Source organism: Nocardioides sp. GCM10023255 (assembly GCF_042653125.1).
In the GTDB taxonomy this organism is placed as follows: Bacteria; Actinomycetota; Actinomycetes; order Propionibacteriales; family Nocardioidaceae; genus Nocardioides.
This window is the reverse complement of sequence record NZ_JBHSHU010000010.1, coordinates 421017-436403: the sequence shown is the minus strand read 5'-3', so window position 1 is coordinate 436403 and position 15387 is coordinate 421017. Positions and strand designations below refer to the sequence as shown.

General features: G+C 73.7%; 15 protein-coding genes. 7 read left to right on the top strand and 8 right to left on the bottom strand.

Annotated features, from left to right (window positions below):
• Nucleotides 1-50: 50 nt before the first annotated feature.
• From ACFO9I_RS18750 to ACFO9I_RS18740, 3 genes are read right to left on the bottom strand one after another with little or no spacing between them, the layout of a single operon-like run.
• Complete coding sequence (locus ACFO9I_RS18750; RefSeq protein WP_379183615.1) at nucleotides 51-722, bottom strand: response regulator transcription factor; 672 nt, start codon at nucleotides 720-722, stop codon at nucleotides 51-53.
• Complete coding sequence (locus ACFO9I_RS18745) at nucleotides 707-2119, bottom strand: sensor histidine kinase (RefSeq protein ID WP_379183613.1); 1413 nt, start codon at nucleotides 2117-2119, stop codon at nucleotides 707-709. The genes ACFO9I_RS18750 and ACFO9I_RS18745 overlap by 16 nt, the downstream gene beginning before the upstream one ends.
• Before the next feature lie 49 nt (nucleotides 2120-2168).
• Nucleotides 2169-2579: a hypothetical protein gene (locus ACFO9I_RS18740; protein WP_379183611.1), complete on the bottom strand. Its 411-nt coding sequence runs from the start codon at nucleotides 2577-2579 to the stop codon at nucleotides 2169-2171.
• Between the two features lie 159 nt (nucleotides 2580-2738).
• On the opposite strand from ACFO9I_RS18740, the gene ACFO9I_RS18735 reads away from it, so the two are divergent.
• Complete coding sequence (locus ACFO9I_RS18735; protein WP_379183609.1) at nucleotides 2739-4289, top strand: AMP-binding protein; 1551 nt, start codon at nucleotides 2739-2741, stop codon at nucleotides 4287-4289.
• On the opposite strand, the gene ACFO9I_RS18730 is transcribed toward ACFO9I_RS18735, so the two are convergent.
• A complete protein-coding gene (locus ACFO9I_RS18730) occupies nucleotides 4282-4602 on the bottom strand; it encodes an antibiotic biosynthesis monooxygenase family protein (RefSeq protein ID WP_379183607.1) in 321 nt (106 codons plus the stop codon). The genes ACFO9I_RS18735 and ACFO9I_RS18730 overlap by 8 nt on opposite strands.
• Nucleotides 4603-4752: 150 nt before the next feature.
• Between ACFO9I_RS18730 and ACFO9I_RS18725 the strand changes: the two genes are divergently transcribed.
• The 3 genes from ACFO9I_RS18725 (at nucleotide 4753) to ACFO9I_RS18715 (ending at nucleotide 7834) form a co-directional block, all read left to right on the top strand.
• The gene (locus ACFO9I_RS18725; RefSeq protein WP_379183605.1) at nucleotides 4753-5871 is read left to right on the top strand and encodes a Nif3-like dinuclear metal center hexameric protein; all 1119 of its coding nucleotides are present in this window, start codon (nucleotides 4753-4755) and stop codon (nucleotides 5869-5871) included.
• 132 nt (nucleotides 5872-6003) lie between these two features.
• The gene (locus ACFO9I_RS18720; protein WP_379183603.1) at nucleotides 6004-6639 is read left to right on the top strand and encodes a zinc ribbon domain-containing protein; all 636 of its coding nucleotides are present in this window, start codon (nucleotides 6004-6006) and stop codon (nucleotides 6637-6639) included.
• 13 nt (nucleotides 6640-6652) lie between these two features.
• Nucleotides 6653-7834 (top strand): bifunctional RNase H/acid phosphatase, encoded by a 1182-nt coding sequence (locus ACFO9I_RS18715; RefSeq protein ID WP_379183601.1) that lies wholly within the window; start codon nucleotides 6653-6655, stop codon nucleotides 7832-7834.
• 322 nt (nucleotides 7835-8156) lie between these two features.
• Here the strand turns inward: ACFO9I_RS18715 and yaaA are convergent, their stop codons facing one another.
• Nucleotides 8157-8936, bottom strand: a complete 780-nt coding sequence (gene yaaA, locus ACFO9I_RS18710; protein ID WP_379183599.1) for a peroxide stress protein YaaA — start codon at nucleotides 8934-8936, stop codon at nucleotides 8157-8159.
• 23 nt (nucleotides 8937-8959) lie between these two features.
• On the opposite strand from yaaA, the gene ACFO9I_RS18705 reads away from it, so the two are divergent.
• Nucleotides 8960-10411: an RNB domain-containing ribonuclease gene (locus ACFO9I_RS18705; protein ID WP_379183597.1), complete on the top strand. Its 1452-nt coding sequence runs from the start codon at nucleotides 8960-8962 to the stop codon at nucleotides 10409-10411.
• Here the strand turns inward: ACFO9I_RS18705 and ACFO9I_RS18700 are convergent.
• Nucleotides 10395-11789 (bottom strand): pyridoxal phosphate-dependent decarboxylase family protein, encoded by a 1395-nt coding sequence (locus tag ACFO9I_RS18700; RefSeq protein WP_379183595.1) that lies wholly within the window; start codon nucleotides 11787-11789, stop codon nucleotides 10395-10397. The two genes, ACFO9I_RS18705 and ACFO9I_RS18700, sit on opposite strands and share 17 nt — an antisense overlap.
• Nucleotides 11790-11926: 137 nt before the next feature.
• On the opposite strand from ACFO9I_RS18700, the gene ACFO9I_RS18695 reads away from it, so the two are divergent.
• The gene (locus ACFO9I_RS18695) at nucleotides 11927-12082 is read left to right on the top strand and encodes a hypothetical protein (RefSeq protein WP_379183593.1); all 156 of its coding nucleotides are present in this window, start codon (nucleotides 11927-11929) and stop codon (nucleotides 12080-12082) included.
• A 19-nt stretch (nucleotides 12083-12101) separates the two neighbouring features.
• Here the strand turns inward: ACFO9I_RS18695 and ACFO9I_RS18690 are convergent, their stop codons facing one another.
• Nucleotides 12102-14231 (bottom strand): phage holin family protein, encoded by a 2130-nt coding sequence (locus tag ACFO9I_RS18690; protein WP_379183591.1) that lies wholly within the window; start codon nucleotides 14229-14231, stop codon nucleotides 12102-12104.
• 171 nt (nucleotides 14232-14402) lie between these two features.
• On the opposite strand from ACFO9I_RS18690, the gene ACFO9I_RS18685 reads away from it, so the two are divergent.
• Complete coding sequence (locus tag ACFO9I_RS18685) at nucleotides 14403-14654, top strand: hypothetical protein (RefSeq protein WP_379183589.1); 252 nt, start codon at nucleotides 14403-14405, stop codon at nucleotides 14652-14654.
• A gap of 4 nt (nucleotides 14655-14658) precedes the next feature.
• On the opposite strand, the gene ACFO9I_RS18680 is transcribed toward ACFO9I_RS18685, so the two are convergent.
• Nucleotides 14659-15354 (bottom strand): endonuclease, encoded by a 696-nt coding sequence (locus ACFO9I_RS18680; RefSeq protein ID WP_379183587.1) that lies wholly within the window; start codon nucleotides 15352-15354, stop codon nucleotides 14659-14661.
• Nucleotides 15355-15387: the final 33 nt, after the last annotated feature.

Genomic DNA, 15387 nt, shown 5'->3' with positions numbered 1-15387 from the left:
GGGCACCGCGACGACCGCGGTGCCCTCGTCGGGGCGCCCGGCGGCGGGGATCAGGTGGTGAAGCGGTAGCCCATGCCGCGGACCGTCTCGATCGCCGCGGCCCCGAACTTGCGACGCAGGTAGCCGACGTACACGTCCACGACGTTCGAGCCGGGGTCGAAGTCGAAGCCCCACACCTGGTCGAGCAGCTGTTCGCGGGAGAGGACCTGGCCGGCGTTGAGCATGAAGATCTCCGCGAGCGCGAACTCGCGGGCCGAGAGGTCGACCTGCCGCCCGTCGACCGTTGCGCGGCGGGTGCGCAGGTCCAGCCGCACGCCGCCGGCGTCGAGGGCGTCGTCGCGGGGTACGCCGTCGGCCGTCCCCGGCGTGCGCAGCCGCAGCCGGACCCGGGCCAGCAGCTCGGCGAACCGGAAGGGCTTGGGCATGTAGTCGTCGGCGCCGCCCTCGAGCGCCGAGACCGTGTCGGTCACCGAGTCGCGGGCGGTCAGCACGACCACCGGCACCGTCGAGCCCTGGGCGCGCAGGTGCTCCAGCACCTCGAACCCGTCCATGCCCGGGAGCCCGATGTCGAGGACCACGAGGTCGTGGTTGCCGCTGAGGGCCTCGTCGAGGCCCTCACGGCCGTCGGCGACGACCGTCGCGAGGTGTCCGTCGGCGCGCAGGCCCTTGGCGACGAACGACGCGATCCGCGCCTCGTCCTCGACGATCAGGATGCGTGCCACGGGGCCTCCTCGCTGTCCGGGCCGGCCACGGGCAGCGTGACCACGAACCGTGCGCCGTGGGGGGCCTCGTCCTCGACCCGGACCGTGCCGCCGTGCGCGGCGACGATGGCCGAGACGATCGACAGCCCGAGGCCGAAGCCCTCGTCACCGTCGGGCACCGCGCTGCGGCCGAACCGCTCGAAGATCCGCTCCCGGTCCGCCGCGGGCACCCCGGGTCCGCTGTCGCGCACCCAGATCCGGGCGGTGCCGCCGTCGTACGACGAGCCGATGGCGACCACGTCGCCCGGTGCGGTGTGCTTCACGGCGTTGTCGGCGAGCTGGAGCACCGCCTGGGTGATCCGTTGCTCGTCGACGACGACCTTGACGTCGGCGACGCCGTCGAGCTGCCAGCGCCGGTCGCCGAGCCCGCGCGCCTTGGCGAGGAGGTCCTCGGTGAGCCGGGACAGGTCCGCCGGGCGGGTGGTCACGAAGTCCGGGCGGTCGCTCTTGGCGAGCAGGATCAGGTCTCCGACCAGCCGCGACATCCGGTCGACCTCCTCGAGCAGCAGCTCCCGGGTCTCCGCCACGTCGGCGGCGTTGGCGGTGTCGAGCAGCTCGAGGTGGCCGCGCAGCACGGTCAGCGGAGTCTTGAGCTCGTGCCCGGCGTCGTCGAGGAACTCGCGCTGACCGACGAACGCGGCCTCGAGCCGCTCCAGCATGCCGTTGACGGTGCGGGTGAGCGCGGTGATGTCGTCGTTGCCCCGTACCGGCAGGCGCCGGGACAGGTCGGTCTCGCCGATCTCCTCGGTCGTCTCGCGCAGCGTGCGCAGCGGGGCGAGCAGCCGACCCGAGAGCCAGCCCGCGAACGCGGTGACGAGGAGCAGCGAGAGCAGGGCGACGATCGCGTAGGTGCGCATCGTCGCCATCAGGTCGGCCTGGGCCTTCTCGAGGTAGGTCACCACGACCAGCGCCCCGGTCGACCCGGGGTCGGCCACCGTCTGGACGGTGACCAGCGCGTCGCCGTACGACGGGACCTGCACGTGCACCGTGTCGTTGCGGCCTACCAGGGGAGCGACGGTGTCGCGGAAGGCCCGGCTCTCCAGGTAGGCCTCGCCGGTGCCGGAGGCGCTGACGTAGCGGGGCTCGCCACCCAGCCAGGCGACCAGGATCTCGTTCTCGTCGGGGACCTTGCTCTCGAGGAAGCCACGCAGCAGCGGCTTCACGCCGGCGTACGGCTGCTGGGTCGCGGGGTCGACCCCGGTCTCCTGGAGGGCGGTGAGCTCGGCGATCTCGTGGTCGACCTGGGCGTACATTCGCTCGTCGATGCGCCGGGACTCGATCACGTAGACGATCGCCCCCGCGGCGGTCAGCGTGATCAGCACGAGCAGGGCGACGGCGGCGGTGATCCGGGTGCGCACCGAGACGCCCGACCGTGCCGGTCGGGCGTCGGGACGAGGTGGGGGCGGCTCAGCCGTGGCCACCACCGCCGGAGTCGTCGGAGCCGCCGCTGGAGACGCTGTCGTCGCCGCGCCCCTCGCCGTCGTCGCGACCGTGTCCGCTGGTGTGGTCGTCCCGGCCGCTGTCGTCGCTGCCGTGGCCCCCACCGTCGCCGGCGCGGTCGCCCCCGTGGTCGTCGCCGAGGTCGTCGAGGCTGGGGGTCACGACCTCCGGGCCGTCGTGGTGGGTCTCGCGCGAGGGGCGCGAGGACGGGCTCCGGTCGTCGTGCGGTGAGGCGGAGCGGGTGGGGGAGTCGCGGATGACGATGGTCTCCCGTGGGCCGGGGTCCTCGGCGCCGGACGCGGCGAGCGACCCGGCCACGAAGGCTCCCAGCGGGAGGACGAGGCCGAGCGTGACCAGGATCTTCGCCAGCGTGCTCATGCCAGCCACGATCCTGCCCCATCGTGGGTCCGGCGTGAGAGCTCGATGAGAGGACTCTCATCGAGATGAGGCAGGTCAGGTGGGGCTCCGGCGGCCAACCTCGGACCGACGTTGCCGTGGCTAGAGTGGCGGCGATCACGTCCGGACGCAGGAGGCAGCATGATCGTCCCGTTCAGTGTTTCCGACTTCATCGACCGTGCCGTGCAGGTCTACGGCGAGCGGGTCGGGGTCGTCGACGAGCCCGCCCAGCCGGCCGCGCCCCTCGGCGGCGGCGAGCTGACCTACGCCGAGATCGGGGCGCTGGCCCGCCGGCAGGCGGCGAAGCTCGACGAGCTGGGCATCGGGTTCGGCGACCGGGTCGCGATCGTGAGCCACAACAGTGCACGGCTGCTGACCTCGTTCTTCGGGGTCACCGGCTTCGGCCGGGTGCTGGTGCCCGTGAACTTCCGGCTGCGTCCCGACGAGGTGCGCTACATCGTCCAGCACTCCGGCGCCCGGGTGCTGCTGGTCGACCCCGAGCTGGACGAGGAGCTGGCCGACGTCACGGCCGAGCACCGCTTCGTGCTGGGCCAGGACGACGACCTCTTCGCCCCCGAGGGCAGCGAGCCGCGGCCGTGGGAGCCGGACGAGAACGCGACGGCCTGCATCAACTACACGTCGGGGACCACCGCACGCCCCAAGGGCGTGCAGATCACCCACCGCAACATCTGGGTCAACGCCGTGACCTTCGGGCTGCACGCCGGTGTCACCGATCGGGACGTCTACCTGCACACGCTGCCGATGTTCCACGCGAACGGGTGGGGGATGCCGTTCACGATGACCGGCCTGGGCGCCAGGCAGGTCGTCATCCGCAAGATCGACGGCGCCGAGATCCTGCGGCGCGTCGAGCAGCACGGGGTGACGGTGATGTGCGCGGCCCCGGCCGTGGCCGCCGCCGTGCTCGAGGCCGCCCAGACCTGGGAGGGCGAGATCCCCGGGCGCGACCGGGTCCGCATCATCATGGCCGGAGCGCCCCCGCCGACGAAGACCGTGGCGAGGGTCGAGGAGGAGCTCGGCTGGGAGTTCATCCAGATCTACGGCTTGACCGAGACCTCGCCGCTGCTCACGGTCAACCGGACGCGGGCGGAGTGGGACCACCTCTCCGCCGAGGAGCGCGCCGGCCGGCTCACCCGCGCCGGCGTCCCGGCGATCGGCGTACGCCTCGACATCGGTGGGCCCGGCGAGCACGAGGGCGAGGTGCTGGCCCGGTCGAACGTCGTGCTCGAGGGCTACTGGGACCAGCCCGAGGAGTCGGCTCGCGCGCTCGAGGGCGGCTGGTTCCACACCGGCGACGGAGGTGTCATCGGCGACGACGGCTACCTGACCATCCAGGACCGCAAGAAGGACGTCATCATCACCGGTGGCGAGAACGTCTCGTCGATCGAGGTGGAGGACACGCTGTTCTCGCACCCCGACGTCGCCGAGGTGGCCGTGATCGGGGTCCCGAGCGAGAAGTGGGGCGAGACCATCAAGGCGCTCGTCGTGCTCGCCGAGGGTTCCACCGTCACCGAGGCCGAGCTGATCGCGTGGTGCAAGCAGAGGGCGGCCGGCTACAAGGCGCCGACGTCGATCGAGTTCCGCGAGGTGCTGGCCCGCACCGCCACCGGCAAGCTGCAGAAGTTCAAGCTGCGGGCGCCGTACTGGGAGGGCCGCGACCGGCAGGTCAACTAGCGGCGTCCCGTCCGGGCTGCACGTCGAGGACGACTTCGAACTCCAGCAGGTCCGCGCCGGAGGCGACCGGCTTCGCGCGCTCGCCGGCGTGGGCCTGGCGGGCGTCGCCGTCGCGCCAGGCGAGGAACGACGCCTCGTCCTCCCAGTGCGTGACGACGAAGTAGCGCTCGTCGCCCTTGACCGGCCGGAGCAGCTGGAACCCGAGGAAGCCCGCGGCCTCGTCGATCGTGTGCGCCCGGGCGGCGAAGCGGCGCTCGAGCTCCTCGTGGGCCTGCGGCGGGACGGAGATGGCATTGATCTTCACGACGGACATGCCTCGACCCTAGGCCGGGGCGGTGAAACTGCGACGGGTCGGTGTCGTACGGCGTGAAGTTGCGACGGGTCGGCGTCGTACGGCGTGAAGCTGCGACGGGTCGGCGTCGTACGGCGTGAAGCTGCGACGGGTCGGCGATAGCCTCGCCGCATGCCGAAGATCAGCGACGTCGTCGACCTGCTCCACGGGTGGTACCCGCCTGCGACGGCGGACGGGTGGGACGCGGTGGGGCTCGTGTACGGCGACCCGGGCGCGGACGTCGGCAAGGTGATGTTCGCCGTCGACCCTGCCCTCGAGGTGGCGCGGGAGGCGGCTGCGTGGGGTGCCGACCTGCTGGTGGTCCACCACCCGCTGTTCCTCAAGCCGGTGCACGGGTTCGCCGCGACCACGCCCAAGGGACGCACCCTCGCGACGCTCGCCGGCGCCGGGTGCGCGCTGCTCACCGCACACACCAACGCCGACCGGGCGGTCGGCGGCGTCTCCGAGGCGATGGCCACCGCGCTCGGGCTGACCGACCTCGCCCCGTTGGTGGCCGGCGGGGACGGCCCGCAGGACAAGCTGACGGTCTACGTCCCGGTCGCTGACGCAGACCGGGTCCGGGCCGCTCTCGCCGACGCCGGCGCGGGCCGGATCGGCGACTACGACCAGGCGTCGTTCTCCACCCCCGGCGAGGGCCGGTTCCGTCCCCTCGAGGGGGCCGCGCCCTCGATCGGGTCCGTGGGCACCGCCGAGGTCGTCGACGAGGTGCGGGTCGAGGTGGTGCTGCCGCGCGGGCGGCGCACGGCGGTGGTGGCTGCGATGCTGACCGTCCACCCGTACGAGGAGCCGGCGTACGACGTCGTGGAGCTCGCCGACCCCGGCACCGCCCCGACCGGCGCAGGACGGATCGGGAGCGTCGCGGAGACGACCCTGCGGGGCTTCGCCGAGACCGTGGCCGGGGCGCTGCCCGCCACCGCCCACGGGGTGCGGGTGGCCGGGGACCCCGACCGGGTCGTCCGGCGGGTCGCGGTGTGCGGCGGAGCCGGCGACTTCCTGCTCGACACGGTGCTGCGGACGGACGCGGACGTCTACGTCACCAGCGACCTGCGGCACCACCCGGCGGGGGAGTTCCTCGAGAAGGACGGCCCCGCCCTGGTCGACGTCCCGCACTGGGCCGCCGAGTGGACCTGGCTGCCGGTGGTCCGGACGCGGCTCGCCGAGGCGCTGGGCGATACGGTGGAGACCCGGGTCAGCACGGAGTGCACCGACCCGTGGACCTTCCGCACCTGACCGACCCCGACCGAGGAGCCCACGCTGAAAGCCGACCCCTTCGCCCAACTGAAGCTGCTCGACGTCCAGGGCCTCGACCTGCGCGCCGACCAGCTGCGCCACCAGCGGGCGAACCTGCCGGAGCTCGCCGAGATGGCCACGCTCCAGGCGAGCCGCACGACCCTGGACAACCAGGCGCGCGACGCCCGGATCGAGGTGGACGACCTGACCGCCGAGCAGAAGAAGGTCGACGCCGACGTCGAGCAGGTCAAGGCGCGCCGGGTGCGGGACCGCGACCGCATGGACAAGGGGCTGATCACCAACCCCAAGGACCTCGAGCGGATGCAGCACGAGCTCGTCTCGCTGGAGCGGCGCATCTCCTCGCTCGAGGACGACGAGCTCGAGGTGATGGCCCGTCTCGAGGACGCCCAGCGCTCGCTCGACGAGCTGGCCGAGCAGGTCGACGCCGCCGATGCCCGGCTCGCCACGCTCGCTGCGACCCGGGACGAGAAGCTGGCCGAGATCGACGCCGCGCTGACGCAGGTGGCCGCCGAGCGCGCCACCGCCGTCGAGGGGATGCCGGCGGACCTGATGGCCCTCTATGAGAAGCTGCGCACCCAGAAGGGCGGCGTCGGCGCGGCCGCGCTGCACCAGCGCCGCTGCACCGGCTGCCAGCTCGGGATCGACACCGCGGAGCTCGCCGTCATCAAGAAGGCGCCCAGCGACGAGGTGGTCCGCTGCGAGGAGTGCTCGCGGATCCTGGTCCGCACCCCCGAGTCGGGGCTGTGAGGGGACCGACGCAGTGACCCGTCGCGCCGTCCTCATCGAGGCCGACGGCGGCTCGCGCGGCAACCCCGGCCCCGCGGCGTACGGCGTGGTGCTCAAGGACGCCGACACCGGCGAGGTGATCGCCGAGGAGGGCACCACGATCGGGGTCGCGACCAACAACGTCGCGGAGTACTCCGGCCTGATCGCCGGGCTGCGGCTGGCGCAGGAGCACGCCCCCGAGGCCGAGGTCGAGGTCCGGATGGACTCCAAGCTCGTCGTCGAGCAGATGTCGGGTCGCTGGCAGGTCAAGCACCCGGACATGAAGCCGCTGGCCAGGGAGGCGAGCCGGCTGGCGCCGTTCGGCACGACGTACACCTGGGTGCCGCGGGCGCAGAACTCCCACGCCGACCGGCTCGCCAACGAGGCCCTCGACGGGATCCGCAGCGGCGTCACCGTCGTGGGCGAGAACCCCTCCGCGGAGTCGTTGATCGAGGAGATCGAGAACCCCGAGGAGACGCCGACGCGCGGCTGGTCGGCGCCGTCGGGGGAGCCGACGACGGTGATCCTGGTGCGCCACGGCGTCACCGCCCACACCGTCGAGAAGCGGTTCTCCGGTGGACTGGCGAGCGCCAACCCCGGGCTCAGCGACGAGGGCCGTGACCAGGCCCGTGCGGTCGCCGACTGGCTGGCCCCGCTGGCCGAGGCGGTCGACGCGGTCATCTCCTCGCCGGTCCGGCGCACGCTCGAGACCGCGGAGATCGTGGCCGAGCGGCTCGGTCGCACGGTGGAGGTCGAGCACGGCTTCGCGGAGATGGAGTTCGGCGCCTGGGACGGCAAGACGTTCGCCGAGGTCGCCGAGCAGCACCCCGACGCGCTCGACGCCTGGCTCGGGTCACTGGACGTCGCGCCCGGGGGAGGCGAGTCGTTCCGCGTGGTGGAGAAGCGGGTGCTGGACGGGCTGCAGCGGCTGCTCGACCAGCACGGGAGCAAGACGGTGGTCGTGGTCAGCCACGTGACGCCGATCAAGACGCTCGTCGCGCACACGGTCGACGCTCCGTTGTCGTCGGTGTTCCGGATGGAGCTCTCGCCGGCGTCGGTGACGGTGCTGTCGTTCTTCCGCGGCGGCCGGGACGGGTCCGAGGAGCGCGCGTCGCTGCGGATGTACAACGCGCTGCCGCCGGGGAACGACGTGTTCGGCGCGGGCGGTCGCTGGTAGGAGCGCCCGGGTGCGCGCGCCCGGGTCGGTCCGGCTGGCGGTGAGCTGGGCACCTTTTCCGGGTCGGAAACGGTGGCTGGCTGACCGCCCGGGTGTGGGCGGGTGGGCTGGCGGTGAGTTGGGCACCGTTTTCGGGTCGGATTCGGTGGCTGGTTCACCGCCTGGGTGTGGGTGGGTGGGCTGGCGGTGAGCTGGGCACCGTTTTCGGGTCGGATTCGGTGGCTGGTTCACCGCCCGGGTGTGGGCGGGTGGGCTGACGGTGAGTGGCGCACCGTTCTCGTGTCGGAAACGGTGGCTGGCTCACCGCCCGGCCTCGGGCGGATCAGATCTCGCTGACCACCACGTCGAGCTGCGTGCCCTTGCGGGTCGGCTCACCGGGCTCGACCTTCCAGCCGAGCTCACCGAGGAGGTCGGCCAGTTCGCCCGGCGTGCGCGGGCTGCCGCCGTGCTCGAGCACCGCCCGCACGATGCGGCCCTTGGTCGCCTTGTTGAAGTGGCTGACCACCTGCCGCTTGCCGTTGGCCTCGTGCAGGACCCGGACCGTCGCCACCCGAGGCGCCAGGTCGGCCGGCGGCCGCCAGAACGCGGCGTACGTGCTGGACCGCAGGTCGACGAGCAGGCCGGCGCCGAGGCTGTCGGTGACCGCCGGGCCGAGGGCATCGCGCCAGGTCCCGGCGATCGCGCCCAGACCCGGGAGGGTCGTGTCGCCCGAGAGGCGGTACGCCGGGATCCGGTCGGCCGGGCGGACCAGGCCGAAGAGCGACGACGTCACGGCCAGCCGGGAGCCGGCGCGCCGCTTGGCGGCCGCCGACAGGGTGGCGACGTCGAGCGCGTCGTACAGCACACCGGAGTAGATCCGGTCCGCCCGGGCGGTCGGCGCGGTGCGCAGCCCGGCGTTCAGCTCGACCAGCTCGGCCTGCGTCCCACCGAGCCCGAGCGTGCGCGCGGCGTCCGCGGGGTCGCCGGAGCACAGGTCGACCAGCGCCGCCAGCACCGCCTCGCGGGCCGGGGTCAGCGACGGGAAGGACAGGGTGTCGAGGTCGAGCGGCTTGCCGCGCGACGGCGCGGACTTGCCCTCGCTCGGGGGGAGCACGATGAGCACGGACCAAGGCTAGGGTGCCTGCCATGCCGAGCAACCGAGTGGTGCGAGTCCGGTCCGCCGACGAGGGCGTGGCGGCGCAGAGCCTGCGCTCCGGGATCCGCCACATCCAGGACGAGCTGGGGGTCTCGCCCCGCTTCCCCGACGAGGTCGAGCGGGCCGCGGCCCGCGCCGCGGACCGCCCGCGGATGCCCGACCTCGACCGGACCGACATCCCGTTCGTGACCATCGACCCGCCGGGCTCGTTGGACCTCGACCAGGCACTGCACCTCGAGCGCGACGGCGACGGCTACGTCGTGCACTACGCGATCGCCGACGTGGCCGCGTTCGTGACGCCCGGGGACCCGGTCGACGTCGAGGCGCACCGCCGCGGCGAGACGTTGTACGGCGCGGACTCGCGCGTCGCCCTGCACCCGCCGGTGCTCTCCGAGGACGCCGCATCGCTGCTGCCCGACCAGGTGCGGCCGGCGCTGCTGTGGACGCTCCGGGTGGACGCAGCGGGGGAGTGCACGGGGGTGAGCGTGGAGCGCGCCCGGGTCCGTTCCACCGCGCGGCTGGACTACGAGGGTGCGCAGCGGCTGATCGACGAGGGGAACGCCGACGGGTCCCTGGCGCTGCTGGCCGAGGTCGGCCCGCTTCGTCTCGCGCGGGAGGCCGCGCGCGGCGGGGTCTCGTTGCCGCTGCCCGAGCAGGAGGTGGACGTCACCGACGACGTGTGGCGACTGGAGTACCGCACACTGCTCCCGGTCGAGGAGTGGAACGCCCAGCTCTCGCTGCTGACCGGCTTCGGGGCGGCGTCGCTGATGGTGCAGGCACGGGTCGGCCTGCTGCGGACGCTGCCGACCCCGGATCCTCGTGACGTGCAGCGGCTGCACCGGACCGCGCGGGCGCTGGGCCTGGACTGGCCGGCCGAGCAGGACTACCCCGAGTTCATCCGGTCCCTCGACCCCGGGAAGCCGCTGCACGCGGCCATGGTCACGGCCTGCACCCGGCTGCTGCGCGGGAGCGGGTACGTCGGCTTCGACGGCGAGGTGCCGGCCGCTCCGCGGCATGCCGCACTCGCGGCGGAGTACGCCCACGTGACCGCGCCGCTGCGTCGTCTCGGCGACCGGTACGCCGGCGAGATCTGCGTGTCCCTCTGTGCCGGTGAGCCGGTGCCGACGTGGGTGCTCGAGGAGCTGGACCTGCTGCCCGGCCTGCTGCAGGACTCAGGACGGCGGGCCCACCAGTACGAAGCGGCCGTCCTCGACCTGGTCGAGGCCGGGGTCCTCAAGGACCGTGTCGGTCAGCTCTTCGAGGGGGTGGTCGTCGACGTCGCCGAGAAGGACGGCACCCGGGGCGTGGTCACCGTCCAGGACCCCGCGATCGAGGCGCCGGTCACCTCGCCGGCACCGTTGCCGCTCGGCGAGCAGGTGTCGGTGCGGCTGGCCGAGGCCGACGTCGCCAACCGTCGCGTGGCCTTCACCCTCGGGGGCTGAGGCCCGGCTCGCCCGTCGCGGCCGCCACCCGTCGCAGCGCATCGAGGCTGCGCTCGACGTCCTCGTCGGTCGTGGACCAGTTGCTGACCGAGATCCGCACGATCGCCCGGTCGCGCCAGCGGGACCCGCTCATCCACGACGTACCGTCCTCGAGCACGCCGCGGACCACGGCGTGGGTCCGCTCGTCGCTGCCGAACGCGACGCAGACCTGCGTGAAGACCACGTCGTTGAGCACCTCGGCGCCGTCGATGGAGGCGACTCCCGCGGCGAAGTCGCAGGCGTGGCGGCAGAACCCGTCGACCAGCTCGGACACACCGGCGCGCCCGAGGGCGCGCAGCACCGCCCACACCGGCACCGCCCGGGCCCGGCGCGACGTCTCGGGCACCTTCTCGAACGGATCGCCCTCGGCGTCCTGGATCAGGTAGTCGCCGTGCATGCCCATCGCCGCCCGCAGCGAGGCCGCGTCGCGGACGATCGCGATCCCGCAGTCGTAGGGGACGTTGAGGGTCTTGTGGGCGTCGGTGGTCCAGGAGTCGGCGGCGTCGTACCCCTCGACGAGGTGGCGGTACCGCGCGGAGGCGGCCGCGAACAGGCCGAAGGCGCCGTCGACGTGCACCCACGCGCCGTGCTCGTGCGCGGCGGCGATCGTCGGGCCGAAGGGGTCGAAGGCGCCCGAGTGCACGTTGCCGGCCTGCAGCACCACGATCGTGGGGCCGGCCGGACCACGGGCCAGCGCGGCGGCCAGGGCGTCGGGGTCGATCCGGCCCTGGTCGTCGGCGGGCACGACCTCCGGCACGCCCAGGCCGAGGTAGCGCAGCGCCACGTCGACCGTGTCGTGGCGCTCGGCACCCACGAGAACGCGGACCCCCGGCGAGCCGGTGAGGCCGTCGCGCGCCACGTCCCACCCGGCCCGGCGCAGCACCTCGTCGCGTGCCGCGGCCAGGCAGGTGAGGTTCGAGGTCGTGGCGCCGGTGACGAAGCCGACCGCGCTCTGCCCGGGGAGCCCGAGTAGGTCGAGCAGCCACGTGCTGGTCACGTCCTCGACGGCGGCGTACGCCGGGGTGGCGGCGCGCAGCACGGCGTTCTGGTCCCAGGCGCTGACCAGCCAGTCGGCGCCCAGCGCGGCCGGGTGCGAGCCGCCGATGACGAATCCGAAGAACCGGCCGGAGGGCATGGCGGTGAGGCCGGGCTCGCAGGCCCCGGCCAGCAGGTCGACCACCTGGTCGGCGTCGGTGGGGCCGTCAGGGAGCTCGGTGCCCAGCCGGGCGACGACCTCGGCCACGTCGGCCCGGGCTGCCACCGGACGGTCCCGAAGCGTGGCCAGCCAGGTCAGTGCGTGGTCCTCGGCCCGGGCCAGGGCGGCTTCGCGTTCGTCCACCTGCTCAGCATGCGCCCGGGCACCGGCCGGCACCAGCGGGACTTCGCCCAGACAGGCCATCGACACCACGGCCGGACCGGGCCGAGCATGGAGGGGTGGCCGGGAGGTCCCGAGCCGCCCGGCCCACTGGAGGCGTCATGTTCGTGCTCTTCACGCTGGCTGTGGCACTGCTGCTGCTCGGCTCCGCGCTGTGGGTGGACCGCAAGCGTCGGGGGACCTCGTTCCTCGGCGGGAGTGCCGGACACCCGGACGACCCGGAGTCGAAGCTCTTCAACCGGTACGACCGCACCTGACCCGCGAGGGCGTCGGGCCTCAGGGCGTCCGTGCCGGGGCCGTGCTCGTCTCGCGCGCCCCGAGGCTCCCGCGGTGGCCCAGGTGCTCGAGCCACCCGACGAGGAGCCGGTGCATCGCGTCCGCACCGACCACCATCGGACCGGGCGGCGGGAGCTCGGCCGGCCAGACGACCATGGCGCGGTCCTGCCACCCGCCGAGCCCGCCGTGGCAGCCGACCAGGCCCTCGAACGCCGCCACCTCCCCGAGGTCGTCGACCAGGCTGTTGACGTAGATGTCGGGCGCCTCGTCCATGCTCGCCGCGCGCAGCACGAACTCCGCGGCCTCCGGGCCGTACGCAGCCAGCGGGTCGTCGCCGACCACGACCCCCTCGCGGACCCGGTGCTCGCCGCGGGCCCCGAGGACCACGGGACCGTGGTCGGCGGTGTCCACGACGGCGAAGCCGATGCCCGGGTGCGTCACCAGGCCGGGCAGCAGCGCCGGGAAGCGCTCGGTCAGCTGGTCCAGGGTGAGCCGCTGCTTCTCGCCCGCGACGTAGACGAGCCCGAGGTTGCCCGAGCCGAAGACCACGAAGCCGTCCCCGTCCGGCTCGCTTCCGGCTGCGGGCTCGGCCCCGGCGGCGCCTTCCTTGCCCACGGCCGGCTGGTGCACCTCCAGCTTCCGCTCGGAGAGGCGGTCCGAGGCCCGGCTCAGGGCCCGACCGAGGACGGTGTCGGTGCCGCCGGTCGAGGCCATCACGGAGTTCAGCGACCCGCTCGCCTCGGCGTTCTCCTCGGCCCCGAGCACGTCGAGGGCGCTGAGGCGTCGCACCAGCGCAGCGAGGTCCTCGCCGTACCGCGACGCGAACACCTCGCCCTGCGACTGGCCGTGGTCGGAGAGCACCACGAAGTGGTAGGTGCGCGGGGCCACCGCCGCCACCCGCTCGAGCTGGCCGATCACCGCGTCGATCCCCTCGAGGGCGGCGAGGGACTCCGGCTGCATGAGGCCGGCATGGTGGGCCACCGCGTCGTAGTCGACGTAGTCCACGTAGACCGACCGCCGCCCCTGGAGCATCGAGTCGGCCACGAGGGTGGTGTTCAGGTCGCGCAGCACCCCGCTCAGCGCGGCCCGCTCGAACGCGAAGCCCCACGGCCGGGCCACCCGCGGGTGCACGTCCCGGCGCCGGGCGCGCGAGGACTGGAAGCGCTCGCGGACGATCTCGCTCACGGTGCGCGACAGGCTGCGCGCCATCCCGTCCGGCCGGGCCAGGAACGTGGAGAGGGCGAAGCGCGCGTGCTTGGTCTCGCGGGTGCGGTGGACCGCGCTCATCGTGGCGTACGCCGTGGGCGCGTCGCCGGTGAAGAGGTTGCTGACCGAGACCCCGTCGTCGGCCAGGAGGCCGAGGCCGTCGGAGTGCCGGGCCTCGATCACCGCGGCGTCCGCAGGCTTGTTCGCCACCAGCACCTGCCCGGTGCTGCGCTCCAGCCAGCGGAAGGCGGGGATCCCGTCGATGGTGCCGTGCAGGATGCCCATCTGGCTGGCCGGGGTCGTGGCGGGGAGCTTCGGGCGCCACTCGGCCATCCGGTGGCTCCCGCTGCGCACCCAGCGGGACAGCGTCGGCAGGGTCCCGGCCCGGACCCCCCACTCCAGCACCGGGAAGGGCACCCCGTCCGCCTGGATGAAGACGACCCCCGGCAGGTCCGGGTCGTCGAGCACGGGCGGCCGGGACCTCCGGGCGCGACGCAGGAGACCCGCGGTGACGGCGTCGTCGGTGCCGGCCGTGGCGACCCAGACCAGCGCGGTCGAGACGCCCGCGACGATCCACGAGGCGACGAACACGGACAGGAACGCCGGGTTGTCCTGCTCGCCCGAGAAGTCCCAGACCACCAGCCAGATCACGATCGCCTGGCCGGTGAGCCCGATGAGGATTGCACCCACCCAGCCGAGGAGGACGGCCAGGCGCACCAGGACCGGACGCAGGACCGCGCCCACGACGGCGATCAGCACCGCGCCGACCACCGCCCGCTCCACGCCGCCGATGTCGAAGTCGGGCACCACCCACGAGGCGATCCCCAGGCCGAGGGCCGAGCCCAGCAGCGCCGCGGCGCCGCGCCCGAGGTCGCCCCACCGCAGGTGCCACCAACGGCCGGTCTGCTGGTCCGCTCTCGCCATGCCGCCACGCTAGGTACGCCGCCGGGTGCGACACGTCCCCCAGCCGGGGTGAGGGCACGGCCGTCTCCCCAAGACCCCTGTCACAATCGGCTCATGCCGACGCCGGCAGGCTGACCTGTCAGGGCCATAGGTCCCTAGTCAATTGTGGGGACGACCCCGGATCGTGGGGGAGTGCCCTACGAGCTGCTGCGTGTCGTGCCCGACGCGGTGCCGGACGTTCGTCCGGTCATCCGCCGCCTCGACGAGGACCGGATCGGCCCGCTGTTCATCAGCTTCGGCGACGTCGACCTGATCTGCGGCGACTGCACCTTCCTGCTCGTCCGCGGGGCCCGAGGCGTGCAGGACATCGTCGACGCGGTCGTGGTCTGCCCGAACTGCGGGGCGGCCAACGAGGCGCACGAGGGGCCGGGCCTGTCGGCCTAGGCAGTCAGCTCCTGCGGGCTCCCCGCCCGCGCTGCAGCCCGTGCCGGACCAGCGCGGCGGACAGGGCCGCGACCTGGTGCGCCGGCACCAGGGCGGCCAACCGCTCGGGGTCCGTCGGCAGGCCGAGCTCGCGAGCGGAGTCCAGCGCCCGGCGGTCGAAGAAGGGGGCCACCTCGGGCCACACGGCCTGGACCTCGCGGCAGAAGATCGAGGCGCCGGTGGGACCGACCCTCGGGAAGCGCTGGAGCGCCTCGGCCAGGTCGGCCGTCGTCCCCGACCGGCCTCGCCGGAGCCCGCGCAGGTCGCCGCCATGCTCCTCGAGGACCATCGTGGCGCTGTCGTCGAGGTAGGTGGCGGTGCTCTCGTCGTAGCGCCGGTAGCCCCCGCGGCCGAGTGCGTCCACCCGCTGCTGCCAGGTGGAGGCGCGCATCCGCTCCGGCGTGCGCCAGCCGGCCCGGAACAGCTCGTGGGCCGCCTCGGCGGCCGTGTCGGCCGAGATCCGGATCGAGGACAGGGTGGTGAGCACCAGCAGCTGGTAGAGCGGTGCCGGCTTGTTCCGCAGGGTGATGCCCGCCTGCTCGGCGTACGTCGTGCCGTGCTCCCGGAGCAGCTCGTCGACCTCCACGAGGGGCAGGTACCCGCGACCGGTGACCACATGCCGGGAGAGGGCGTGGGTACGAGAGCGCGTCGGGTGGAGCATCGCGAGCGAGGTGGCCCTGGGCGAGGACCGTCC